21 protein-coding genes are annotated in these 23,885 nt (G+C 65.4%); 2 read left to right on the top strand and 19 right to left on the bottom strand.

The window, feature by feature from the left end; all coding sequences use genetic code 11:
• Positions 1–174 precede the first annotated feature (174 nt).
• The 3 genes from rplS to CH262_RS11040 all read right to left on the bottom strand — a co-directional run bounded on the left by rplS (position 175) and on the right by CH262_RS11040 (position 3,972).
• On the bottom strand, positions 175–516 hold the full coding sequence (rplS, locus tag CH262_RS11030) for a 50S ribosomal protein L19 (protein WP_027496692.1): 342 nt from the start codon (positions 514–516) through the stop codon (positions 175–177).
• Positions 517–649: 133 nt separating this feature from the next.
• Entirely contained in the window at positions 650–1,513 is an 864-nt protein-coding gene (locus CH262_RS11035) for a hypothetical protein (protein WP_370878684.1), read from the bottom strand.
• A 107-nt stretch (positions 1,514–1,620) separates the two neighbouring features.
• A complete protein-coding gene (locus CH262_RS11040; RefSeq protein WP_179274967.1) occupies positions 1,621–3,972 on the bottom strand; it encodes a Tex family protein in 2,352 nt (783 codons plus the stop codon).
• Positions 3,973–4,040: 68 nt separating this feature from the next.
• On the opposite strand from CH262_RS11040, the gene CH262_RS11045 reads away from it, so the two are divergent.
• The gene (locus tag CH262_RS11045) at positions 4,041–4,997 is read left to right on the top strand and encodes a serine hydrolase (RefSeq protein ID WP_048318283.1); all 957 of its coding nucleotides are present in this window, start codon (positions 4,041–4,043) and stop codon (positions 4,995–4,997) included.
• A gap of 5 nt (positions 4,998–5,002) precedes the next feature.
• Here CH262_RS11045 and trmD read toward each other — a convergent pair whose 3' ends face one another.
• From trmD to ftsY, 12 genes are all read right to left on the bottom strand, one after another.
• Entirely contained in the window at positions 5,003–5,683 is a 681-nt protein-coding gene (gene trmD / locus CH262_RS11050; RefSeq protein WP_032391540.1) for a tRNA (guanosine(37)-N1)-methyltransferase TrmD, read from the bottom strand.
• Positions 5,684–5,686: 3 nt separating this feature from the next.
• Positions 5,687–6,226, bottom strand: a complete 540-nt coding sequence (gene rimM, locus CH262_RS11055) for a ribosome maturation factor RimM (RefSeq protein ID WP_032391541.1) — start codon at positions 6,224–6,226, stop codon at positions 5,687–5,689.
• Positions 6,227–6,241: 15 nt separating this feature from the next.
• Positions 6,242–6,484 carry an RNA-binding protein gene (locus tag CH262_RS11060; RefSeq protein ID WP_027496687.1) on the bottom strand — a complete coding sequence of 81 codons (243 nt, stop codon included), beginning with the start codon at positions 6,482–6,484 and terminating at the stop codon, positions 6,242–6,244.
• Complete coding sequence (gene rpsP / locus CH262_RS11065) at positions 6,481–6,960, bottom strand: 30S ribosomal protein S16 (RefSeq protein WP_032366399.1); 480 nt, start codon at positions 6,958–6,960, stop codon at positions 6,481–6,483. The genes CH262_RS11060 and rpsP overlap by 4 nt, the downstream gene beginning before the upstream one ends.
• A gap of 171 nt (positions 6,961–7,131) precedes the next feature.
• Entirely contained in the window at positions 7,132–8,007 is an 876-nt protein-coding gene (locus CH262_RS11070) for a CPBP family intramembrane glutamic endopeptidase (RefSeq protein ID WP_094717598.1), read from the bottom strand.
• A complete protein-coding gene (locus CH262_RS11075; protein ID WP_094717599.1) occupies positions 8,000–9,118 on the bottom strand; it encodes an amidohydrolase family protein in 1,119 nt (372 codons plus the stop codon). Before CH262_RS11075 ends, CH262_RS11070 begins: the two co-directional genes overlap by 8 nt.
• Before the next feature lie 11 nt (positions 9,119–9,129).
• Positions 9,130–10,689: a signal recognition particle protein gene (gene ffh, locus CH262_RS11080; protein WP_032366589.1), complete on the bottom strand. Its 1,560-nt coding sequence runs from the start codon at positions 10,687–10,689 to the stop codon at positions 9,130–9,132.
• A gap of 153 nt (positions 10,690–10,842) precedes the next feature.
• Positions 10,843–11,685 carry a M23 family metallopeptidase gene (locus CH262_RS11085; RefSeq protein ID WP_441344381.1) on the bottom strand — a complete coding sequence of 281 codons (843 nt, stop codon included), beginning with the start codon at positions 11,683–11,685 and terminating at the stop codon, positions 10,843–10,845.
• Positions 11,686–12,004: 319 nt separating this feature from the next.
• The gene (locus tag CH262_RS11090) at positions 12,005–14,536 is read right to left on the bottom strand and encodes a [protein-PII] uridylyltransferase (RefSeq protein WP_027496681.1); all 2,532 of its coding nucleotides are present in this window, start codon (positions 14,534–14,536) and stop codon (positions 12,005–12,007) included.
• Complete coding sequence (locus CH262_RS11095) at positions 14,526–14,864, bottom strand: P-II family nitrogen regulator (protein ID WP_019664269.1); 339 nt, start codon at positions 14,862–14,864, stop codon at positions 14,526–14,528. Before CH262_RS11095 ends, CH262_RS11090 begins: the two co-directional genes overlap by 11 nt.
• Before the next feature lie 72 nt (positions 14,865–14,936).
• Positions 14,937–16,241, bottom strand: coding sequence for an ammonium transporter (locus tag CH262_RS11100; protein WP_370878683.1), 1,305 nt, complete (start codon positions 16,239–16,241; stop codon positions 14,937–14,939).
• A gap of 186 nt (positions 16,242–16,427) precedes the next feature.
• The gene (gene ftsY / locus CH262_RS11105; protein WP_027496679.1) at positions 16,428–17,804 is read right to left on the bottom strand and encodes a signal recognition particle-docking protein FtsY; all 1,377 of its coding nucleotides are present in this window, start codon (positions 17,802–17,804) and stop codon (positions 16,428–16,430) included.
• A gap of 97 nt (positions 17,805–17,901) precedes the next feature.
• On the opposite strand from ftsY, the gene CH262_RS11110 reads away from it, so the two are divergent.
• On the top strand, positions 17,902–18,534 hold the full coding sequence (locus tag CH262_RS11110; protein ID WP_094717738.1) for an MSMEG_1061 family FMN-dependent PPOX-type flavoprotein: 633 nt from the start codon (positions 17,902–17,904) through the stop codon (positions 18,532–18,534).
• 7 nt (positions 18,535–18,541) lie between these two features.
• Here CH262_RS11110 and smc read toward each other — a convergent pair whose 3' ends face one another.
• From smc to CH262_RS11130, 4 genes are read right to left on the bottom strand one after another with little or no spacing between them, the layout of a single operon-like run.
• A complete protein-coding gene (gene smc, locus CH262_RS11115) occupies positions 18,542–22,204 on the bottom strand; it encodes a chromosome segregation protein SMC (RefSeq protein ID WP_094717601.1) in 3,663 nt (1,220 codons plus the stop codon).
• Positions 22,205–22,263: 59 nt separating this feature from the next.
• Positions 22,264–22,539 (bottom strand): acylphosphatase, encoded by a 276-nt coding sequence (locus tag CH262_RS11120; protein ID WP_027496676.1) that lies wholly within the window; start codon positions 22,537–22,539, stop codon positions 22,264–22,266.
• Positions 22,536–23,432 (bottom strand): SMP-30/gluconolactonase/LRE family protein, encoded by an 897-nt coding sequence (locus CH262_RS11125; protein WP_094717602.1) that lies wholly within the window; start codon positions 23,430–23,432, stop codon positions 22,536–22,538. The genes CH262_RS11120 and CH262_RS11125 overlap by 4 nt, the downstream gene beginning before the upstream one ends.
• Positions 23,432–23,860 carry an OsmC family protein gene (locus tag CH262_RS11130; RefSeq protein WP_027496674.1) on the bottom strand — a complete coding sequence of 143 codons (429 nt, stop codon included), beginning with the start codon at positions 23,858–23,860 and terminating at the stop codon, positions 23,432–23,434. Before CH262_RS11130 ends, CH262_RS11125 begins: the two co-directional genes overlap by 1 nt.
• Positions 23,861–23,885: the final 25 nt, after the last annotated feature.

Consider the following 23,885-nt stretch of genomic DNA (forward strand, 5'->3'; position numbering starts at 1 on the left):
TAGCCGGAACCGTCGCCCGCGGGCCGGTCGGTCCGCGCCTGCGGCGTTTTCACCGAGCATCGCTCGTACCGGTACGTCCGAAATGTCAGGGCGGTGGCTCCAACGCACCATGCCGCGTCACCGATGTTCGGTGACGCGGCATGGTTGCTGCTCGAAGCGGTCGATACGACCGGGTCAGCGCTTTTCTTTGATCTTGGCGGCCTTGCCACGCAGATCGCGGAGGTAGTACAGCTTCGCGCGACGAACGTCGCCGCGAGTGAGGACCTCGAACTGCGCGATGTTGGGGCTGTGCACCGGGAAAGTGCGCTCCACGCCGACGCCGAACGACACCTTACGAACGGTGAACGTCTCGCGGACGCCACCGCCCTGACGTCGAATCACGACGCCCTTGAAGATCTGAATACGCTCTTTCGAGCCTTCGATAACCTTGACGTGCACGTTCAGCGTGTCGCCGGGGCGGAAATCGGGGATGTCGCTACGCAGCGACTGATTGTCGAGAAAGTCCAGGGTGTTCATCGGTTGTGCCATCCTTGCGTTCTGCGCTTGAGCAGAGGAACCGAGCGGCTCGCCACCGAGGCGGCACAACTGGTTCGTACTCCGAGTGAGGTGTGTGCCTCGCGAGAGGCAACCCGCCTATTGTGCCAGACCGTCAGGCGTTCGAGGAAATCGCCCCGACCGAGGACTGGGCCACGGTTCCGGCCTGGGGTGCGGGCACGACGGTACGCGCGAGCTCGTCCTCGGTGGCCTCGACCGCATGAACAATGCTGGGCTTGCCCGCGATCGCATCCTGCAGGTAGATCTTGGCCCGTATGAGCGGCCTGCGCCACTTCTTCTCTCGCCGCAGCGCACGCTCCATCTTCTTCGGTCTGCTCGTGTAGCGCCACCTCGCCCAGGGTGCACTCGGCCTGCTGAGTCGGACCGCGGCCAGAATGAGGATGGGCAGAACGAACAGCCCGATCAGCCCGGTCCAGATCTTGCCCTTGAGCAGCACGACGACGCACAGACTCAGGTTGAGCAGTGCCAGCACACCGAGTGTTCCGCGAACCCAGGGATCGGGATCGGCCCGGAAATCGGCGGGGCTGAGCAGCTCCAACGGGTGAAGTCCCAGTAGCAGGAACCCGGTGAAGGCGACGGCTGCGAATACCGCATCGACGGATGTTCGGCCCTGCTCGGACCAGTAGACGTCGCGGAGATAGAAGATGAGGGCAAATTCGTCGAGCACGAGGGCAGCGCCGCTGCCGAAGATCGCCGCCAGCACGGCACCGATGGTCTGCGACCCGTCCACGTACACCGCGATGAGCCCGATCCCCGCCAACAGCATCAGCACGATTCCGAACACGACATGGTGAATGTGCTGGCCGCCAGGGGTGATGTTGCCCGGCCACCACTTCACATCCGCGCGAATCATTCTGACGCTCAGGCGAATCAGCAGAAATCCCACGAGTAGGCCGAGCAGGAAGCAGAGCAACGGAAGGCGGCCGTGCTCGACGACACCGTGCTCCAACCACCTCACGCGCTCCACGTCCTTCCCGCCGCACGCCCGAAACAACGGCTATCGCCGAATCAGCCTATTCTCGTTCGTCGCCGCCGGGGTCGGCATCGACCGGGAAAGTCCGAGCGCTACTTCCCGAAGCCCGCTTTGCGCAACGCGTCGGCCATGGAACCTGCCGCAGGCGTCGCCGCGGGTCCACCTCCACGTCGATCGCGTTGCGGCCGGTTGCCCTGGCCGCCATTGCTCTGACGGCCGTTGCCCTTGCTCGAGGACGTACCGCGGGAGCGGTCACCCTGCTGCCCACGAGGTGTGTCCTTGCCGCCGCTCGCACCGGGCTCGTCGTCCAACCGCAGACTCAGGCCGATGCGCTGACGTGGGATGTCGACCTCCATCACCTTGACCCGCACCACATCGCCGGATTTGACGACCTCACGCGGGTCCTTGACGAAGTTGTGCGACATCGCAGAGACGTGAACGAGTCCGTCCTGATGCACGCCGACGTCGACGAAAGCACCGAACGCCGCCACGTTGGTCACGACACCTTCGAGCGTCATCCCCGGCTTCAGGTCGGCGACCTTCTCGATACCGGCTGCGAAAGTAGCGGTCTTGAACTCCGGACGCGGATCGCGTCCAGGCTTCTCCAGCTCGGAGATGATGTCGGTGACGGTGGGCAACCCGAATCGTTCGTCGACGAATTCGGCGGGATCGAGGCGGCGCAGGAGTGCGGTGTTGCCCACCACCTCGCGCACGCCCACACCCGCCTTGCCGACGATGCGGCGCACGACGGGATAGGCCTCCGGGTGCACGCTGGAGCGGTCGAGTGGATCCTCTCCCCCGGAGATGCGCAGGAACCCGGCGCACTGCTCGAAAGCCTTGGGACCCAAGCGCGGTACGTCCTTGAGGGTGCTGCGGCTGGCGAACGGACCGTTCTGGTCGCGGTGCGCCACGATGCTCTCGGCGAGCGAACCGGCGATACCGGAGACCCTCGACAGCAAGGGCACCGATGCTGTGTTGACATCGACACCCACCGCGTTCACCGCATCCTCGACCACGGCCCCGAGAGAACGGGCGAGCAGAGTTTCGGAGATGTCGTGCTGGTACTGGCCGACACCGATGGACTTGGGGTCGATCTTGACCAGCTCGGCCAACGGATCCTGCAGCCTGCGAGCGATCGAGACCGCGCCGCGGATGGAGACGTCGAGTTCGGGCAGCTCACTCGAGGCGTACGCCGACGCCGAGTAGACCGAGGCACCCGCCTCGGACACCACCACCTTGGTCAAATTCGCCGCCGGGAATTTTGCTATCAATTCTGCTGCCAGAGAATCGGTTTCGCGTGACGCCGTACCGTTTCCGATGGCGATGAGCTCCACCTTGTGCTTGGCCGCGAGCCCGGCGAGTGTGGCCACGGCCTGGTCCCACTTGCCCTGCGGCTTGTGGGGATAGATCGTGTCGTAGTCGACGACCTTGCCGGTGGCGTCGACGATCGCCACCTTCGTTCCGGTACGAAAGCCCGGGTCGAGTCCCATCGTGGTGCGGTTTCCGGCGGGTGCGGCCAACAACAGGTCTTTGAGGTTGCTCGCGAACACGTCCACGGCGTCCTTCTCGGCCGACTGGCGCAGTCTCATGCGCGTATCGAGTGAGACGGTGACCAGCATCTTGGTGCGCCATGCCCAGCGAACGGTATCGAGCAGCCACTTGTCGGCCGGGCGGCCGCGATCTGCGATTCCGAACTTGGTTGCGATACGCCCCTCGTAGACACTGGGCACACCGGGAGTCGGCTCGTCCCGCTCGGGTTCGAACCCGAGGGACAGAATCTCTTCCTTCTCACCGCGTAGCGTCGCGAGGATGCGATGCGAGGGCAGGCTCGTGAACGGTTCGGAGAACTCGAAGTAGTCCGAGAATTTCGCGCCTTCCTCCTCTTTCCCCTTGCGCACGGTGGCGACCAGCTTGCCGGAGGTCCACATCAGTTCACGCAGCTCACCCACCAGGTCGGCATCCTCGGCGAAACGCTCGACGAGAATTGCTCGTGCCCCGTCGAGCTGCTCCTGATCGAACTGCGCCGGGTCGGTGGACGGATCGGTGAACAGGGCGTCTGCGACGGGTTCGTGGCCGGCCTCGCGCGCAATCTGTGCCTTCGTCCGACGCTTGGGCTTGAACGGCAGGTAGATGTCTTCGACGCGGGCCTTGGTCTCGGCCAGCATCAGCGACTGTTCGAGCGCGTCGTCGAGTTTGCCCTGCGAACGAATCGATTCGATGACGGCATCTCGCCGCTCGTCGAGTTCTCGGAGGTATCGAAGTCGCTCGTCGAGTTGGCGCAATTGCGCGTCGTCGAGTGTGCCGGTGACCTCCTTGCGATAGCGCGCGATGAACGGGACCGTGGACCCGCCGTCGAGGAGTTCTACAGCGGCACGAACCTGTTCTTCGCGAACATCGAGTTCTTCGGCTATGCGCTTGTTCACAGATTTCAGAGCAGTGGTCACGGCGATGGACCCTACCGCTAGTGTGGGACAGGTCGGTCAGCGGTTCTATGTGCGGGAGAGTTCTGTAGATGGTCAGGGGGGCTCGGTTACTGACCGCCACCTGCGCCGCACTGTTGGTCCTGAGCGCGTGCTCCGTACCGCCCGATGATCAGGCCGGCGATCCCGACGGCAGGGATTCGGCCGAGACATCGGCATCACCGTTCCCGGATATCCAGAAGGTCGACGGCGTGGCCTTGGAAGCGCGTATTCCGATGGCGGTGGAATCGGCGCGAGCCCGAGGTGCCGATGTGAACTTCGCGTTGCTGGATCGAGAGACCGGTTCCTACTACAGCAGCGATGCCGACGAGCCGATCGAAACGGCGTCGGTCTCCAAGCTCTTCATTGCCGACGAGGTGATGTTCGAGGCGCAGTCGCAGAACCGCCCCGTCTCCGCCGACGAGCTGGCCACGATGACCAGCATGCTCGAGTTCTCCGACGACAATGCCGCATACACGCTCTGGTATCGATACGGTTCGTCCGAGATCGTCCGCGCAGTCGCGGCGCGATATGCCCTGAGGAACACCGACGCTCCCGGCGACGACCAGTGGTACAACACGGAAACGACTCCCAGTGACCTGGTCGGCTACTACGCCGGGCTGCTGAACGGCAGCGGCGGCCTGACCACCGCGTCGACCGACATCATCATCGGAATGCTGCGACGCTCGGCCCCTGTAGCTGCCGACGGCTACAAGCAACACTTCGGGATCGTCGACGGCTTACCGGGCGAGACCGTGCATGCAGTCAAGCAGGGCTGGATGTGCTGCGTGTCCGATCGGTGGGTCCATCTGTCGACGGGAACCATCGGCGCGGACAATCGCTACGTACTGGCCCTGTCGTCCCGTGAAGACATCTTCTACGCCGACGACATGGAAAGTTACCCGGACACAGCCGTCGTCGACGTGAGCGACGACGCCAGCGCACTGCACGCACGGGACACTCTCACCGGCTTCGTGTCGATGTTGTTCCCCGACGGCAGAATCAGCTGACAACGTCAGTCCGTCAGTAGATCCGGGCGTCGGTCCGCTGTTCTGCGCAGGGATTGTTCTCGACGCCAGGCGGCGATCTTCGCGTGGTCGCCGGACAACAGAATCTCGGGGACGTCGAGTTCTCGCCATCGGGCAGGCCGGGTGTAACTCGGACCCTCCAGTAGCCCATCGGAGAACGAATCCTCTTGGTGCGACTGCTGATTGCCGAGTACGCCCGGCATCAATCTGACGACGGCCTCGGCCATGACCAGTACTGCCGCCTCGCCGCCGATGAGAACGTAGTCTCCGATGCTGACTTCCTCGACCCGAACGCGGCGTGCGGCGTCGTCGAACACGCGTTGATCGATGCCTTCGTAGCGACCGCACGCGAACACGAGATGCTGTTCGGTGGACCATCTTTCGGCCGTACGTTGTGTGAACGGCACCCCTGCGGGAGTGGGGACGACGAGGAGCGACTCGTCGGTCAGCACGTGGTCGAGTGCGTCACCCCAGACGGTCGGCTTCATGACCATTCCCGGCCCGCCGCCGTACGGGGAATCGTCGACGGCCTTGTGCACATCGTGGGTCCAGGAGCGCAGGTCGTGAACCCCCACCGATACCAGCCCGCGATCGATCGCCTTACCGAGCAGAGCAGTACGCAGTGGGGTGAGGTATTCCGGGAAGATGGTGACGACGTCGAGGCGCACGAACTACTCCGGATCCAGCAAGCCCTCGGGCGGATCGATCTCGATTGTCTTGTCTGCCAACGACACAGACGTCACGATGGCCGAAACGAAGGGCACGAGAATCTCGGAACGACCGGATTGCTCATCGGCAGGGGGCGTGATGGACAGCAGTTCGCCTGCTGCCGAGTGCAGGACCTCGCGGACGGTACCGACGACGGAACCGTCGGTCAGTACCACGGTGAGGCCTTCGAGTTCGTGATCGTAGAACTCGTCCGGATCGTCGGACGGCGGGAGATCGGTCGATTCGACGACGAAGAGAATTCCGCGCAGTTCGTCCGCAGCGGTCTTGTCGTCGATACCGTTCAGACGCAGCAGAAGCCGCCCGGAGTGTTCCCGGACGGCGTCCACCGTGTGTGTCACGGGCTGTGCATTCGATCGTGGCTTGCGGCCACGCAGAACAGTTCCGACGGCGAATCTGTCGTCGGGGTCGTCGGTGCGAACCTCGACAACCACTTCACCTTTGATGCCGTGCGACTTGGCGACACGACCGATGACCAGCTCCATGATGGGTTACGTGACCTATTGGTCCGTGTCGACGACGTCGACACGGATGCCGCGACCACCGATTCCGGAGACGAGAGTGCGCAGCGCCGTAGCGGTGCGACCACCGCGTCCGATGACCTTGCCCAGGTCGTCGGGGTGCACGTGAACTTCCACGGTGCGACCACGACGGCCGGTGATCATCTCGACGCGAACGTCATCGGGATTGGCGACGATGCCGCGAACGAGATGTTCGACGGCATCGGCGACAACGGCACTCACTTCTCAGCAGCCTCGGCGGCCGGCGCGTCTGCCGTCTCGGTTGCTGCAGCGTCGGTGGTCTCCGCGGCAGCGGAATCGTCCGACTTCGGTGCCTTCTTCTTCTTGGCGGTGGTGGCCTCGCCCTGGGGCTCGGAATCCGCCTGCGCCAGCGCAGCGTTGAAGAGGTCGAGCTTCGACGGCTTGGGCTCGGCGACGCGGAGGGTGCCCTCGGTGCCGGGCAGGCCCTTGAACTTCTGCCAGTCGCCGGTGATCTTCAGCAATGCCTCGACGGGCTCGGTCGGCTGCGCGCCGACGCCCAGCCAGTACTGCGCACGCTCGGAGTTGATCTCGATGACGCTGGGGTCCTGCTTGGGCTCGTACGTCCCGATGGTCTCGATTGCACGGCCGTTACGGCGGGTACGGGCGTCGGAAATGACGACGCGGTAATGCGGGGTGCGGATCTTGCCGATACGCATGAGCTTGATCTTGACGGCCATGTTCTGGTGAAGCCTTTCGAGGAGTGGTCACTGCGCAATTCAGCGGTTCGCACGGCATGCGAACCCGGTTTTGCGTTGGAGTTGTCGTGACCGCCGCGCGGTACGTAACCGGAGACGGGCGAACAGCGGTCCATTCTGCCAGACGACCACCCGATACCCTCAATCGCCCGGTCAGGCCAGCAGAATCACCAAAGCCGGAAAGGTGTTGTTGACAGAGTGAGCCGTGGTCGACGCGACGATCGAGCCACTTCTCATTCTCGCGATGCCGATGGCGAGTCCTCCCCACAGCAGGACGACGAAGCGCCACCATTCTCGGTGCCAGATCGCGAACATCACCGCCGTGATCACCAGTACCACCCAGCGGTTGCCCAGCCACGCCATCGGCATGGGCCGAGTGCGTTTTTCGAGAGCTCCCCACAACATGCCGCGGAACATCGTTTCTTCGCAGATCGGTGCGCCGATCCAAATCCACACGGCGAAAACGACTTTCCACCCCACGGCGATGTCTGACATACCGCCCAGCGGTGCCTGATCCTGAAAATCGATACGCGAGAGCAGCACGAGTGCGAGCAGCACTCCACCGATCAGGGCGACTCCACCCCAGGCCAGACCCGATCGGATATGACCGACGAGTTCGTGAACGGATCTCGGGAGCCCGAAGTCGACGACGGGGCCGTTGCCCCTCGACATCGTGACCGCCACCGCCAGTCCTGCGGCGAGCAGGCTCGGGATCATGATCCCCACGACGAACAGCGGCGAGGACTCCGAGGACACGACCAGGCCGAGGAGCACAAACCCGGCAAGATTGAGGCCGAGCACGAGGGCGGCCGCCGGCAGTCCCCACCGTTGGCCGGGTCTGCGCTCCGCGGCCGCTGCTTCGGCACGCCAGTATGTCTCGGACAGTCCCGAGCCCTGCTGTTGCACGTGATTCATCGGTGCCATTCCCGCCCAGCTGGGCCGGTTCACGTCGAATTCCCCCGCGCCTCCTGGTGTGCGGCCGAACTGGTCGGCATCGAATCGGTCCGGGCCTTGCCGCGGATCAACCATCGCCGTATCCCGATCCACTCGCGGCGCGTCCGCGACGATCGGTCACGCGGCCGCGCAGAATCACCAGCTCGGGGTTGGACAACACGTCCGCTCCCCCGCGCGGGTCGTCGGAGTACACGACGAGATCGGCGGGCGCACCGTGCTCGAGCCCGCCTCGCCCCAGCCACGACCGGGCGTCCCAGCAAGCAGCACCGAGCGCGTCGGTCGGTGACAATCCGACGCGTCCCAGAGCGTCCACCTCGTCGGCGATGCGGCCGTGCGCGATGGATCCGCCGGCGTCGGTTCCGGCGAAGATCGGGATACCTGCGTCGTGGGCACGGCCGACGGTATCGCCGACTCGCGCATGCAACGTGCGCATGTGCCGGGCGTAGACCGGGTAGCGGGTGGCCGAGTCCGCGATGCCGGGAAAGGTCTCGATGTTGATCAACGTCGGCACCAACGCTGTCCCGTGCTGGACCATCATCTCGATGGTCTCGTCGGTCAGGCCGGTGCCGTGTTCGATGCAGTCGATGCCTGCCGCGATCAGTCCGGGGAGCGCGTCTTCCCCGAAGACGTGCGCGGTGACGCGTGCCCCTTCCGCATGGGCCGCGGCAATGGCGTCGACGAGGATCGCGTCGTTCCAGAGAGGCCGGAGGTCTCCCACCGAGCGGTCGATCCAGTCACCGACGAGCTTGACCCACCCGTCGCCGAATCGCGCTTGTTGCGCGACCGCCTCGGGAAGTTGTGATTCGTCCTCGATGTCGATCGCCAGGCCAGGGATGTATCGCTTCGGGGAGGCGATGTGCCGCCCCGCCCTGATGATGCGTGGCAGATCGTCGTGGTCGTCCAACGCCCGCGTGTCGACCGGAGATCCCGCGTCACGCAGCAGCAGAGCCCCGACGCCTCGTTCGGTCTCGGCCTGCGCGATCGACCCGGCCAGGTCGGTGTGTCCTCCGCCGTACTCGATGCCGACATGACAGTGCGCGTCGACGAGCCCGGGCAGTATCCACCCGCCGTCGTGGATGAAGTCGGCATCGGCGATGGGCTCCGTAGACAGGACGCCGCCGTCGATCCACAGGTCGATCGGGGACTCGTTCGGCAGCCCGCGTCCCCGCACCCGCAATGCCGACACCGCAGGCCCGCTTACTTCTTCGGCAGCTTCAGCTGCGAGAGATCGATTCCCTCGAGTCCCGGCGGCAATTGATCGAGGCCCTTGGGCATCGACGACAGGTCGGGCATTCCGGCAGGCATTCCACCAGGCATTCCGGGGAACCCGCCGCGGATCTTCGGCTGTGTGGGCCCGCGAGCACCCTTCTTGCCTTTCTTGCCCTTCTTGTTGTTGCGCACCTGCTTTCGCGCACCCGGCATGCCCATCCGACCGGCCATCGCCGACATCATCTTGCGTGCCTCGAAGAACCGATCGACCAATTGGTTGACGTCGGAGACCTTCACGCCCGAGCCGTTCGCGATCCGCAGCCGTCGAGAGGCATTGATGATCTTCGGATCGGTGCGCTCCTGCGGCGTCATGCCGCGAATAATCGCCTGCACCCGGTCGAGTTGCTTCTCGTCGACATTGGCCAGTTCTTTCATCTGGCCCGCGCCGGGCAACATCCCCAACAGATTTCCGATGGGCCCCATCTTGCGAACGGCCATCATCTGCTCGAGGAAGTCGTCGAGCGTGAGCTGGCCGGAGCCGATCTTGTTGGCGGTGGCCTCGGCCTGCTCGGCGTCGAAGTGCTGCTCGGCCTGCTCGATGAGGCTGAGCACGTCGCCCATGCCGAGGATGCGACTGGCCATGCGGTCGGGGTGGAAGACGTCGAAATCTTCGAGCTTCTCGCCGGTCGACGCGAACATGATGGGCTGCCCGGTCACCTCGCGCACGCTCAGTGCTGCGCCGCCGCGGGCATCGCCGTCGAGCTTGGTCAGCACGACGCCGGTGAAGCCGACTCCGTCGCGGAACGCCTCGGCGGTGCTGACGGCGTCCTGGCCGACCATGGCGTCGAGAACGAACAAGGTTTCGTCCGGCTCGACCGCGTCGCGAATCCCGGCGGCCTGGCTCATCAGCTCGGTGTCGATACCGAGACGGCCTGCGGTGTCGACGATGACCACGTCGTACTGCTTGCTGCGAGCCTCGGCCACTCCGGCGCGGGCCACCTCGACCGGGTCCGCGGCCGACACGCCGAGCGCGTTCTCGCCACCGCCGATGGACGTGCCCGGATGCGGGGCGAAGACTGCCGCGCCTGCCCGTTCGCCGACGATCTGGAGCTGGCTGACGGCACCGGGACGTTGCAGGTCACAGGCGACGAGAAGCGGGGTGTGACCCTGACCCTTGAGCCACTTGGCGAGCTTGCCCGCCAAGGTCGTCTTACCGGAACCCTGCAGGCCGGCCAGCATGATGACGGTGGGCGGGTTCTTGGCGAACACCAGTCTGCGTGTTTCGCCGCCGAGGATGCCGACCAGTTCCTCGTTGACGATCTTGACGACCTGCTGAGCCGGGTTGAGTGCGCCCGATACTTCGGCACCCTTGGCGCGGACCTTGATGCGGTTGATGAACTCCCGCACGACGGGCAACGCCACGTCGGCCTCGAGCAGGGCCAGTCGGATCTCGCGGGCTGTGGCGTCGATATCCGCACCGGACAGTCGACCTTTGCCACGCAGGTCCTTGAGAGTCCCGGTCAACCTGTCGGAAAGGGATTCGAACACCGATTGCACTCCTGAGCTAGCCGATCACCGAAAACGAGCCGAGTCCGGCACTGTCACCAGACCGAGTCCGGCGTTGTCACCAGACTAACGCCAGCCCACCTTATCCTCGCTCAGGGCGTCGGGCAGTGAGTCCGTTCGGTGCGGTGCGACCGGTCAGGCCTTGCTTGCCGAATCACTCCACGTCACAGCGACGCCGCGGGTGGAGAGCCACTGTGCGGGGTCGACTTTGACGCCGGCGGGATCGTGCACCTCGAAATGCAGGTGCGGGCCGGTCGACTGACCGCGATTGCCCACAGTTGCGATCTGTTCTCCGGCTGTGACCCGCTGACCGGGCTGCACCGAGAAGTCGTTGACGTGTCCGTAGATGGTCTCGGTGCCGTCGTCGTGCAGAACCTTGACCCAGAGTCCGAACCCGGACGCCGGTCCCGCATCGGACACCGTGCCGTCGGCTGCAGCGTAGATGGGCGTGCCGATCGGGGCGGCGATGTCCAGTCCGCTGTGCTGAGTGCCCCACCGCGAACCGAAGTTCGACGTCAACACTCCGGCGACGGGCTGGACCGTCGCCTTCTTCAACGAACGCAAACTCTCGAGCGGCGACGCCGGCCCGGCACCCGTTCCACCGAGTCCGACGTCGTCGAGCCACTGCTGGGCCGCGGCGTCCACCTCGGGGCCGAGAGCGGCGAGCGGCCCCGGAGTCGGTGCCTGTGTCGCGGCGTCCGACGGGACTGCCGAAAGATCGGTCTGTGGGGCCGGAGCAAGGTCCGGTGCGGCCTGCGGCGGCGCACCGAAAGGCGGCGCGAATTGCGGCAACTCGAACTGTGGTGGCACGAACTGCGGTGGTACGAACTGGGGCAGCTCGAATCCGGCAGGCAGCAAACCCTCCGGGACGGCGAAGGGGAATCCGGCCGCGGGCGGTTCCGGGACGGGTGCCGCGCCTGCGGTGCCCGCGCCCATGGTGGTCGCGCCGACGACGATGGCACCGGTTGCAGCGACGATGGTGGCCGCACGCCTGCCGGTGTCCTGAACTTCCTCCGCGGCGCGATGCTTGCCACCGGGCGTACCCGATGCCGTCTCGGCCGGTACGTAGATGTTCGACCGTCGGTGTGATCCCACAGTGCGCGCCTCTCGAAATGTCAGAATTGGAGCCTGCAGGAACGACGAGACGTTCGAGCAGCGGAGCCGGCAGTTCGGCCCGAAGGGCCTGCTGCGTCAGGTGACGAACATAACAAATCGGTCTCGGGGGTAAACCCATCGGCCGGAAGTTCGTGAAATGTCACCACGGCATGTCGGTTTCCGACGAACTTCCGACCAACGGTCAAGTGCCCTCGGGCTTTTCCGGGGGTTTGGGCGGTTCCGGCGATGGCACGACGGCGAGGAGCGCGCGTTCGAGATCCTCGCGCACAGCCCGACTGTCCGCGCCGGCCAAGTCGATGCAGAAGGAATCGACCACAGAACTACCCAGCGTCGATACCCGCGCCCAGCGAATATCGAATCCCTGCTGCTCGATTGCGCTCGCCAATCGACACAGCAGGCCGAGGCGGTCCTCGGCTCGCAGTTCGAGCACGACCTGACCCGGTTCGTTGTCGTCGAACCACAGCACCCGAGGCGGAGCCTGGGCGTACAGGACCGGCACAGCCGAATCCTCGCCGTCCTCGTCCGAGGTCTCGACGCGGGCGTCTCGTTCCTTCGCGTCGAGTACGGCGACCAGGTCGAGCTCGCCCGCCTGCGCACGGATGATCTCCTGCCGGATCAACCCCGCCTGCGGCGGAGCACCGAACAACGGTGCGACATCGAACGAGTTGATCGCCGAACCGTCGTGACTGCCGAGCGAGGCCGACAGCACCCGCAAGGAATGCAGTGCCAGCACTCCGGCCGCGTCGGACAGCAGTCCTGGAGTGTCGGGTGCAACCACGGTCACGACGAAGGTGTGCAGACCGTCGGTGGGCGTGATGTCGACGTGCACTCCCCCGCGCGAGGCCAACTCGATGTGCGCCGGGTCGAGCGGATCCGGCGACGGCAGAGTCTCTCCCGCCATCACCAGCCGACAACGACGAACGAGTTCACGGATCAGCGACGCCTTCCAGTCCCCCCACACCCCGGGTCCGGTCGCGAGAGAGTCCGCCTCGGCGAGTGCATGCAGAAGCTCCAGCAGAACGGTGTCCGCACCGAGCGCATCCACGACGGTCTGCACGGTTGCCGGGTCGTCCAGATCGCGCCGGGTGGCAGTCTCCGGCAGCAAGAGGTGATAGCGGACCATTGCCGTCAGCAGGGCCACGTCGGAGGGCCACAAGCCGAGCCGGTTACCGATCTGAACGGCGAGATCGGCACCGACGACGCTGTGGTCGCCGCCGCGTCCCTTTCCGATGTCGTGGACGAGCGCGCCGAGCACCAGCAGATCGGGACGAGCGACGCGTGTGGTCAATGCACTTGCGTACGCGGCAGTTTCGACCAGGTGTCGATCCACCGTCCAGGTGTGCACCGCATCTCGAGGCGGCAGATCTCGAACCGCACCCCATTCCGGAATCAGCCTGCCCCACAATCCGGTTCGATCTAGCGCCTCGATGGCCGCGATGGCCTTGCGGCCGGATCCCAGCAGCACCAACAGATCGTTGAGTGCTTCCTTGGGCCACGGCTCACGGAGTTCGGGGGCGCTGTCGGACAGACGGTTGAGCGTGGAGGCAGACATCGGCATGCCGGTCTGAGCCGACGCTGCCGCAACCCGCATGATCAGACCCGGATCCTTGTTCGGTCGTGCGTCGCGTGCCAGCACCACCTCACCCGCGTGCTCGACGACTCCCTCGTCCAGCGGACGGCGAACGGGTACGCGACGTAGACGCGAAAGACCGCGTCGTGGAAGCGAATTGCCGGCGGTACGCAAACCCACATCGACCGAGTAGCTGATGGTGCGTGCCGAATCGCTGAGCACACGAGCGAGATCGAACCGATCGCCGATGCGAAGCGCAGCACCGATCTCGTCGGCGTCCTGCGCACGCAGCTGATCTCGGGCACGACCGGCCACCCGGTGCAGTTCGGTTCGCACGTCGAGAAGTCGCCCGTGCGCGAATGCCAAACCGCCGCCCGGTGATTCGGGTCCCAACCCGGGCATGCCATCGGTCAACTGAGCAATCGAGAGGGCGTCGAGCAGTTGCACGTCGCGCAGCCCGCCGCGGCCGCTCTTGAGGTCGGGTTCGGCACGGTGTGCGATCTCGCCGCTTCGTGCCCAGCGCCCCTGAGTCTGGCCGATCAGCTCGTCGAAGCGACCGCGAATTCCGGTGCGCCACTGCCGACGTATGCCACCGATCAACAGGTTGCTCAATTCCACGTCACCGGCGATGTGTCGTGCTTCGAGCATGCCGAGTGCCGCGGTCATGTCCGCCGCGGCAACCTGCAGGGCCTGCGGCACGGTACGTACACTGTGATCGAGCTTGATGTGGGCGTCCCACAACGGATACCAGAGCTTGTCGGCGACGTCGGCCACGATGCGGGGGTCGAGATCGTCGTGCAACAGAATCAAGTCCAGGTCGGAGTACGGCAGCAGTTCGCGACGCGCCAGACCTCCTACTGCGACTATCGCGAAACCGGAATCCGGCTTCACCCCCAGTTCTGCGCCCTTGGTGGTCAGCCAGAACTCGTGAAGATCGACGAGCGCCTGCCTGAGCGAGGGCGCATCGAGGCGGCGGTTGCGGGTGCCGCCGTCGAGCAGTTGCTTTCTGGCCCGAGCGAGATCCGCAGCTGCATCGCTCGTGCCCTTCGATGCGGAGCCCGTAGAGACCGAAGGCCCCGGTTCTGGCGCGCGTGCGCCAGAACCGGGGCCCCCGGACCGAGACCCTGTGGGGTCAGAGCGCATCGGCGCCACGTTCTCCGGTACGGACTCGGATGACCGAATCCACCGGGGAAACCCACACTTTGCCGTCACCGATCTTGCCGGTGCGGGCTGCTTCGACGATGACCTCGACGACCTTCTCCACTGCGGCGTCGTCGACGACTACCTCGACACGCACCTTAGGAACGAAATCGACCGAGTACTCCGCACCTCGGTAGACCTCGGTGTGGCCCTTCTGGCGGCCGTAGCCCTGAACCTCACTGACGGTCATTCCGAGCACGCCGGCCTGTTCCAGCCCCGTCTTGACGTCCTCCAGGGTGAACGGTTTGACGATTGCCGTGATCAGCTTCATTTTTGCTTCCCTTCACAAGACCTCGAGTGCCCGTTGTCGTACGGTGCAGCGTTCATCTCTATCTCTACCTTGTCAGGCGAAATCATATGCAGTCTCGGCGTGCTCGGCCTCGTCGATGCCGTTCGCCTCTTCCTCGTCCGTCACGCGCCAGCCCAGCGGCTTCAGAGCGAAGGCGATGACCGCGGTCACGATTGCGGTGAAGACCAATGCGAACAACGCGATGACGATCTGCACGACGAGCTGCTTGTAGTCACCACCGTAGAACAGGCCGGTCTCGGATCCGAGGAAGCCGATTCCGATGGTGCCCCACAGGCCTGCGACCAGGTGGACGCCGACGACGTCGAGCGAGTCGTCGTAACCGAACTTGAACTTCAGTCCGACGGCGAGAGCCGACAGCACGCCGGCGATGACGCCGAGGATCATGGCTCCGACCGGGGTGAGCGCACCGGCGGCCGGGGTGATGGCGACCAGACCTGCGACAATGCCCGATGCGGCACCGAGGCTGGTTGCGTGTCCGTCGCGGATGCGCTCGGTGATGAGCCAGCCTGCGATGGCCGCTGCGGTGGCCGCGGTGGTGTTGACCCAGGCCACGCCTGCGATGCCGTCGGCGGCGAATGCCGAACCGGCGTTGAATCCGAACCAGCCGAACCACAGCAGCGCTGCGCCGAGCATGACGAACGGGAGGTTGTGCGGACGGTAGGCGACCTTGCCGAATCCGGCTCGCTTGCCGATGATGATCGCCAGGATCAGGCCTGCGATACCGGCGTTGATGTGCACGACCGTTCCACCGGCGAAGTCGATCGGTGCGACGTTGGCGACGGTGTCACCGTCGTCGTTGACCATCGTTCCGAAAATCTTTGCGGCCAAGCCCTTCTCGGAGCCCGACAGCAGTCCACCGCCCCAGACCATGTGTGCCAGCGGGAAGTACGCGAGGGTGACCCAGATTCCTGCGAAGGCGAGCCAGGTGCCGTACTTGACTCGACCGGCGATCGAGCCGCTGATCAGGGCGACCGTGATGATGGCGAACGTGACCTGGAACGCTACGTCGATGACGTTGGCGTAACCCCATGCGCCGGCGATGTAGTTGCCGTCCGCGTCGGTGATCGAATCCTTGAGTCCGAAGAACTCGAACGGGTTGGCGAAGACACCGCCGATGTCCTGGGTGCCGTAGGACATCGACCATCCCCACAGGAAGTAGATGATCGAGACGACGGCCATAGCTCCGAACGACATCATCATCATGTTCAACACGGACTTCGACTGCGACATACCGCCGTAGAAGAACGCCAAGCCCGGCGTCATCAGCAGTACCAGCGATGCTGCCATCAGCATCCACGCGGCGTTGCCGGAGTTGGCCAACATATCCTCGGGACTCACGTACACCCTCCATTCTCCTGCACACCGGTTGGCGCGCCGTTACGCAAGAAGAGTGGTTTCACGAAGTTTCATCCGTGACACTCGGGTGTTTCGGGCATGTGAACGCATGACCGAATTCTGTTGCTAAAAGGTTTCGTGCTGGCGTTTGTGCTTTTTACCCGGTTCGCGGGAGCCCGGCGAGGTCGATCAACCGAGCAGTGCGTCGACGAACGCCCCCGGCTCGAACGGAGCCAGATCGTCGGCACCTTCGCCGAGACCGACGAGCTTGACGGGTACCCCGAGTTCCCGCTGTACCTGAAAAACGATGCCGCCCTTCGCGGTTCCGTCGAGCTTGGTCAGCACGACACCGGTGATGTCCACGATCTCGGCGAAGACGCGCGCCTGAGTCAGTCCGTTCTGGCCGACCGTCGCATCCAGAACGAGCAGCACGTCGTCGACGTGGGCCCGCTTCTCGATGACGCGTTTGACCTTGCTCAGCTCGTCCATCAGACCGGACTTCGTGTGCAGGCGACCTGCGGTGTCGACCAGCACCACGTCGACTCCGTTCTCGATTCCCTTGCTCACCGCGTCGAAGGCAACGGCGGCCGGGTCGGCGGCTTCCTTGCCGCGCACCACTTCGGCACCGACTCGCTCGGCCCAGGTCTGCAGCTGATCCGCGGCAGCAGCGCGGAACGTGTCGGCCGCACCGAGGAGCACTCGCCGGCCGTCCGCGACCAGGACACGGGCGAGCTTGCCGGTGGTCGTGGTCTTGCCGGTGCCGTTGACTCCGACGACCAACAACACCGCAGGCGCGCCGTCGTGCGGAAGCGCGCGAATCGAACGATCGAACTCCGGATGCAGTTGCGCCACCAGAATTTCCCGCAGCAGCGCTCGCGCATCGGCTTCGGTACGAATACTGCGAGCTGCCATCTGCTCGCGCAGCGTACGCATGATCTCCGTCGTCGTGGCCGAGCCGATGTCGGCGATCAGCAACGTGTCCTCGACCTCTTCCCACGAGTCCTCGTCCAGGTCTCCGCCGCCGAGCAATCCGAGCAGGGACTTGCCCACCGCGGACTGGGAACGAGCCAGACGTCCACGAAGACGGTCCAACCGACCTTCGGTCGGATCGATGGTGTCCAGTCGAGGAGCAGGTGCCTCGGCGTCCGGGGCGGGTTCCGGCACCGCAGGCGCGGTGGGCTCGGCCGGCTCGGCGGGCTCGACAACCGGCACCTGAGGCTCGACGACCGGAACCTCGGGGTCGAGGACCTCCGGCTCGTCCCGAGTGTGGGTGGGTGGCACCGGCGTCGGCTCGACCGGGAAGGTCTCGACAGGCTTCGGGGCAGGCGGGACGGGCTTCGGGGCAGGCGGGACGGGCTCGGCGGTCGCAGTGCCCTGACTGAACGAGAAACCGCTGCCCGCGGTGTAGCCACCGGATCTGTCCTTGGTGGCCGCGTCCTCGATTCGGGCGGCCTCGTCCGACTTGAGGGACACTCTCCGGCGACGGGACAGAACGAACCCGACGACGAGGACGACGAGCAGGACGGCAGCGATCGCCGCGACGATGATCCACGCTTGATTACTCACGTGACCATCCTCTCAGGTGGTCACGACCGAACGCATCGGTGGTGCATCGCCGAAATGGACTGTCCGCCGTCCGGGTCGTGTCGATAGCATCGTCGCCATGACGTGGACCACGGTGCGCGACGCCGACCAACTGACCGCCATGTTCGGCGAACCCAGCTTTCGGGCGGCCAACAAGGATCGCCGGACCCTGCATCCACTCGACGCGCAATGGCTCGCGGCCTCGCCTTTCTGCCTGATGGGAACCTCGGACGCGAGCGGGCGGTGCGACGTCTCCCCCAAGGGTGATCCGCCTGGCAGCCTGGTCCACGTCATCGACGAGGCCACGATCGCACTGGCCGAACGGCCCGGTAATCGTCGAATGGACGGCTACCGCAACATTGTCGAGAATCCGTTCGTCGGCCTGAACTTCTTCGTGCCGGGGCGCGGCGACACCCTGCGCATCAACGGTCGCGCGTCGCTGGTGACCGACGCACCGTTCTTCGACGAACTACAGGTCAAGGGCCACCGACCCATCATGTGCCTCGTCGTCGACATCGAGCAGGTGTTCCACCACTGCGCCAAGGCATTCATGCGGTCCAAGTTGTGGCAGCCGGACACGTGGGATGCGGACTCCATTCCCGATGTCGCGTCCTTGACGAAAGCGTTGATTCCGCAGGCACCCGAAACGGTGGAAGAACTCCGCGAGTACTACGGGCCCTCCTACGCCGAGCAGCTCTACCCCGAGAAGTAGCGCAACCTCACGTCGCGGTATCGGTGTCGCTGGGCACCGACACGTCCGGTTCGGCGGGTTCGACTGTATCGACGGCGACACGCTCGCGATTGAGCCGCTGCGAGATGACGGTGGTGATGCCGTCGCCGCGCATACTGACGCCGTAGAGGGCGTCGGCCACTTCCATCGTCGGCTTCTGGTGCGTGATGACGATCAGTTGCGACTTCTCGCGGAGTTGCTCGAACAAACCGATGAGTCGCCGCAGGTTGGTGTCGTCCAGCGCTGCTTCGACCTCGTCCATCACGTAGAACGGCGACGGTCGAGCACGGAAGATCGCCACGAGCATCGCAACGGCCGTCAGTGACTTCTCGCCGCCGGACAGCAGCGACAGCCGCTTGACCTTCTTGCCGGGCGGCCGTGCTTCCACTTCGATTCCGGTGGTGAGCATGTCCGACGGGTCGGTCAGAATCAGCCGTCCCTCGCCACCGGGGAACAGTTTGGCGAAGACACCGGTGAATTCACGCTCGACGTCCAGCCAGGCCTCGGTGAACACCTGCAGGATGCGGTCGTCCACGTCGGCGACGACCCCGAGCAGGTCCTTGCGCGCGGACTTGACGTCCTCGAGCTGGGTGGACAGAAAGTTGTATCGCTCTTCCAGTGCCGCGAACTCTTCCAGAGCCAGCGGGTTCACCTTGCCGAGCGTGGCCAGATCCCGTTCGGCGCGTTTGACACGCGCCTGCTGAGTGGCGCGGTCGAACGGCATCGGGGCGGGTGCCACCACCTGCTCACCGCGTTCCTTGGCCGCCTCGTACTCGGCCATTTCGAGTTCGGTCGGAGGCAGCGGGACGTCGGGGCCGTATTCCGCTACCAAGTCGTCGAGACCGATCCCGTGCTGTTCGAGAATGGTCGTCTCGAGTTGCTCGATGCGCAGGGCGGCCTGGGCACGCGCCACCTCGTCGCGGTGCACCGCGTCGGTGATCGAGGCCAACTGTCCCTGCAGTGCCCGAACCTGCTCCTTGACCGTGTCGAGTTCGGCTGTGCGCGTTGTCCGTTCGGCCGAGAGCTCGTCGCGCCGCCGTGCGGCAGCAGCGACGACCGCCCCGAGACGAGTCGCGAGCTCTTCACCCGACTCCGCCACTGCGGCAGCGACCGCGGCAGCATGACGCCGAGCCGCGCTCTCCCTCTCGGCCCTGGCTCTGGCCTCCCGCTCGGCTCGCGCCGCCCGGCGTAGCGAATCTGCCCGTCCCCGGACCGACTGCGCACGCTCCTCCGCGGTGCGCACGTTCAGCCGAGCTTCGACTTCCACGGCGCGAACCTCGGTGAGCGCGGCCGCCGCCATTTCACGCTCCATCGTGGTGGCCGCGTCGCCGCTCTCACCGTCTCCCACGAACCCGGATTGTTCGTCCTCGGCAGATCGCAGGCTGTCTTCCAGCTCGGCCAGCCGAGCGACCGCTTCCTCACGACTCGTCTCTGCCGAATCACGCTGCGTCGTCAACCGTGCCGACTCGGCATGAGCAGACCGCGCCAATTGACCGAGCCTGCCCAGCTGCTCGTACACAGCTGCCATTGCGGCATCGGATTCATTGAGGGCAGCCAGAGCCTGCTCCGCCGATTCACGTCGGTCGCGCTGTTCCGCGAGCGCGCCGGAAAGCGCTGCATCGAGTTCCTCGGCCCGGCGCACGGCCGCAGCCAGCTCGACGGTCGAGGTGTCGATGGCGGATTGCACTTCGAGCGTGCTGGGCCGTCGGTCCGATCCTCCGGTCACCCACCCGGGCTCGACGACGTCGCCGTCCTTGGTCACCGCGCGCAGTCGGCCGTTGTCGGAGACGAGTCGGTGCGCGGTGTCGAGCGAGTCGACGGCGACCACGCCGTCGAGCAATGCCGTCATGGCACCGGCCAGGCGGTCCGGATAGTCGATGAGATCGAGCACCCACCGCGCGCCATCAGGAAGTTCCGGTCGCGAGAGTGGTTGCACTGCAACGGAACTGCTGTGCACTATGGCTGCGCGACCACCGTCCGCGGCGCGGAGCGCCAGGACTGCATCGCGGGCAGCGGCGAAGGACTCTGCGTGGGCAGCGTCGGCCGCCGGTCCCATCGCGACTGCGACCGCGATCTCGTATCCCGGCTCGACCGTCAGGTGCCCGGCCAGCAATCCCGACAGTCCGTCCTGTTCGTTCTCCACCAACCAGCCGGCACCGTCTTTTCGTTCGAGGCCCATCGTCAGCGCCTCGATCCGCGCTTCGAAGGACGCCACCCGCTTACCCGCGGTGCGTTCCTCGGCCTGCAGTTCCGAGACACGCGCATCGGCATGACGTAGCGCAGCCACTGCGCGCTCGTAGTGGGTGTCCAAGCTCAGTTCGCTGGCGTCGAGGGTACCGATCTGGTCCTGCACGCTCTCGAACTCGCGCTGGGCCGCCTCGCCCCGTTCACGGGCCTCGTCGATGGCCACCGACAGGCGTGCCACCTCGGCGTCGATAGATTCGACCTTGGTCCGGAAGGTATCGACCCGCCCGGACAAGCGTGCAAAGCCCTCCCTGCGATCGGCCACCGCACGCACGGCCGCCAGGTGCGCCCGTTCCGCAGCCGCAGCCGCCGACTCTCGTTCAGCCAACTGTTCGCGGGCCGCCTCGAGGGTTTCCCGCGCCATCTCCACGGCTTCGACGAGTTCCATCTCTTCTTCGGCAACCCGCTCGGCTTGTGCCTCCAGCTCGTCTGGGTCCTGCCCTCGACCGGCGCTCTGCACGGAGTCGAGGTGCCGGGCCCGCTCGTGCGCGATGCGAACAGTCGCGTTGACTCGTTCGGCCAGCGCGGAAAGTCGAAACCACGTCTGCCCGGCTGCTTCGGCGCTGGGCGTCAGGCGAGCGACGGCTTGCTCGTGTTCGGCGAGGGCTACGGTCCCCGCCTCGAGGGCGTCCTGCACCATCGCATACTGCTCGCGAGCCGCTTCCTCGTCCTGCGTCTGGTTGGCGAATTCTTCTCGCCTGGCCACCAAATCGTCTGCCGCCAGCCGGAGGCGAGCGTCGCGCAGGTCTGCCTGCACCGTCTGCGCTCGACGTGCGACCTCGGCCTGTCGACCCAACGGCTTGAGTTGCCGACGCAGTTCGGTCGTCAGATCGGTCAGTCGCGCGAGATTGGCCTGCATCGCGTCGAGTTTGCGGACCGCCTTTTCCTTGCGTTTGCGGTGCTTGAGAACGCCGGCAGCTTCCTCGATGAATGCTCGCCGGTCCTCCGGGCGGGATTCGAGAATCGCCGCCAGCCGGCCCTGCCCGACGATCACGTGCATCTCGCGCCCGATACCGGAGTCGCTCAGCAGCTCCTGGACGTCCATCAAACGGCAGGAGCTTCCGTTGATTTCGTACTCGCCCGCACCATCGCGAAACATGCGGCGGGTGATCGATACCTCGGAGTAGTCGATCGGCAGCGCTCCGTCGGAGTTGTCGATCGTCAGCGTCACCTCGGCTCGACCCAGCGGCGCTCGACCCGAGGTTCCCGCGAAGATGACGTCTTCCATCTTGCCGCCGCGCAGGGCTTTGGCACCCTGCTCGCCCATCACCCAGGTCAGAGCGTCCACGACATTCGATTTACCGGAGCCGTTCGGTCCGACCACGCAGGTGATACCGGGCTCGAATCGAAGAGTCGTCGCCGAAGCGAAGGACTTGAAGCCCTTGAGCGTCAGACTCTTCAGATACATAGCGTCCGTACTTTACCGGCCAGGTGCCCACCCGCGCGCCCAGCCTCCGGTAGTGCAGGTCAGCGCTCGACGAAACCGCTCAGATCACCGCGGGCCGACCCCCAACTCTCGACGACGAGCGTCACCGTGCCGGGGGTGCCACCACCGCGTAGCAGTTCGAGAAGCGCGTCGAGACGATCGCGCGGTCCCTCAGCGATCACCAGCACCCGTCCGTCGGCGTGGTTGGTCGCATGACCGACGAGACCGAGTTCGAGAGCACGCGATCGAGTCCACCACCGAAACCCGACGCCCTGCACCAGGCCGTGCACCCACGCCGTCAGACGCTCGTCGTTCATGCCGGGCTCAACTCTCGGACGGATCCGTCGAAACTCGTTGCGTACAACGACGTCGGGTCGAATCCCACCCCGCCGAACGCGACCGCGGATGTCAGCGGCACACCTGTCGCCACGACACACGACGACCCCGACGCCGGGTCGATGCGAATAACTCGTCCCGCGAGATTCTGTGCGAGATAGATCATTCCGTCGACACCCACGGTCAGGTCGTCCGACATGGTGAGTGGTCCGAATCCGTCGACGCGAACACGCGAGACCGAACCGGACGGATCCTGCTCGTCGAGGACGTACACGACGGGCTCGACATCGAACGTGTTGCCCACGTAGATCTTTCCGCGCGCAATCGCAATCCCGTTGGCAGACCCCAGATCCGTGCGTACCGTCGACACGCTGCGATCGGTCGCGATCCGGCTCAGGCCTGCAACGACACCCAGATTACGGGTGGTGAAGAGATCACCCGTCTCCGATCTCGCCAGTCCGTTGGGCATCGCCAGGCCCGACGCGTACGTCGAGCGACCGCCGGTATCGAGATCGAGCGCGTCGATCGTTCCGGTCGAGGAATCGAAAAATCCTGCGGCCGCACTGTTTCCGGTGGTGAAGTACAGGGTGTCTCCGTCCCGCACCAACCCGCCGGGTGACTCGACGCCCGACACCAGAGTGCCCCGGTCTCCGTTCGGCGCGACGCTACGTAGAGCACCCGGTCCGATCGGCGACGTCTCGGAAACGATCATCGAACCGCGGCCGTCGAACTGGAGATTCTCGAGCATCCCGAATCCCGACGCCACTGTGCTCACCGACCACGGAGTGCACGTACTCGACGCCTGTGCGGCCGGGGCCGCGGCGATCGACGCGCCGCAGAGCAACACAGCGGTGAGGATCGCCCGAGACTTCATCAGGCGTCCACGTCGATGTCCAGGTTGATCGTCGTTCCGGCCTTCAAGGTCCGTCCGACCGTGCACACCTTGTCGATGGCACGCTCGACGACGGTCAGCAGGCGTTGCTGCGCCTCGGGGTCCATCGCGCTGAGGTCGACTCGAAGAATCTCGTTCAACTCGGGATAGAGCTCGTTCTCGCGGTCGGCGGCCCCCGACACCTCGACGGTGGCGGAGTAGTCGTCACCGAGTCGACGAGAGAGCGGGACGTCGGAGCTCATGCCCGTGCACGCCGCGAGGGCGATCTTGAGCAGCTCCCCCGGAGTGAAAACACCCTCGACCGATTCGGACCCGATGAGCACCTCGGCTCCCCGCGAACTGCGACCGGTGTATCGACGTGTGCCTGTGCGCTCGACCCAGAGATTGGTCGGCGTGCTCTGTTCTGCCATGACCGAAATACTAGGCGGGCGGTTC

The sequence above is a fragment of the Rhodococcus sp. 05-2255-1e genome, assembly GCF_002259025.1.
GTDB classification, from domain to species: Bacteria; Actinomycetota; Actinomycetes; order Mycobacteriales; family Mycobacteriaceae; genus Rhodococcoides; species Rhodococcoides fascians.

What these genes read in the sequence shown, in the direction of transcription:
- rplS (WP_027496692.1), bottom strand. Translation starts at nt 516, where the DNA reads ATGAACACCCTGGACTTTCTCGACAATCAGTCGCTGCGTAGCGACATC.
- CH262_RS11045 (WP_048318283.1), top strand. Translation starts at nt 4,041, where the DNA reads ATGGTCAGGGGGGCTCGGTTACTGACCGCCACCTGCGCCGCACTGTTG.
- rimM (WP_032391541.1), bottom strand. Translation starts at nt 6,226, where the DNA reads ATGGAGCTGGTCATCGGTCGTGTCGCCAAGTCGCACGGCATCAAAGGT.
- rpsP (WP_032366399.1), bottom strand. Translation starts at nt 6,960, where the DNA reads ATGGCCGTCAAGATCAAGCTCATGCGTATCGGCAAGATCCGCACCCCG.
- CH262_RS11070 (WP_094717598.1), bottom strand. Translation starts at nt 8,007, where the DNA reads ATGGTTGATCCGCGGCAAGGCCCGGACCGATTCGATGCCGACCAGTTC.
- CH262_RS11090 (WP_027496681.1), bottom strand. Translation starts at nt 14,536, where the DNA reads ATGCGCTCTGACCCCACAGGGTCTCGGTCCGGGGGCCCCGGTTCTGGC.
- CH262_RS11095 (WP_019664269.1), bottom strand. Translation starts at nt 14,864, where the DNA reads ATGAAGCTGATCACGGCAATCGTCAAACCGTTCACCCTGGAGGACGTC.
- CH262_RS11110 (WP_094717738.1), top strand. Translation starts at nt 17,902, where the DNA reads ATGACGTGGACCACGGTGCGCGACGCCGACCAACTGACCGCCATGTTC.
- smc (WP_094717601.1), bottom strand. Translation starts at nt 22,204, where the DNA reads ATGTATCTGAAGAGTCTGACGCTCAAGGGCTTCAAGTCCTTCGCTTCG.
- CH262_RS11120 (WP_027496676.1), bottom strand. Translation starts at nt 22,539, where the DNA reads ATGAACGACGAGCGTCTGACGGCGTGGGTGCACGGCCTGGTGCAGGGC.
- CH262_RS11125 (WP_094717602.1), bottom strand. Translation starts at nt 23,432, where the DNA reads ATGAAGTCTCGGGCGATCCTCACCGCTGTGTTGCTCTGCGGCGCGTCG.
- CH262_RS11130 (WP_027496674.1), bottom strand. Translation starts at nt 23,860, where the DNA reads ATGGCAGAACAGAGCACGCCGACCAATCTCTGGGTCGAGCGCACAGGC.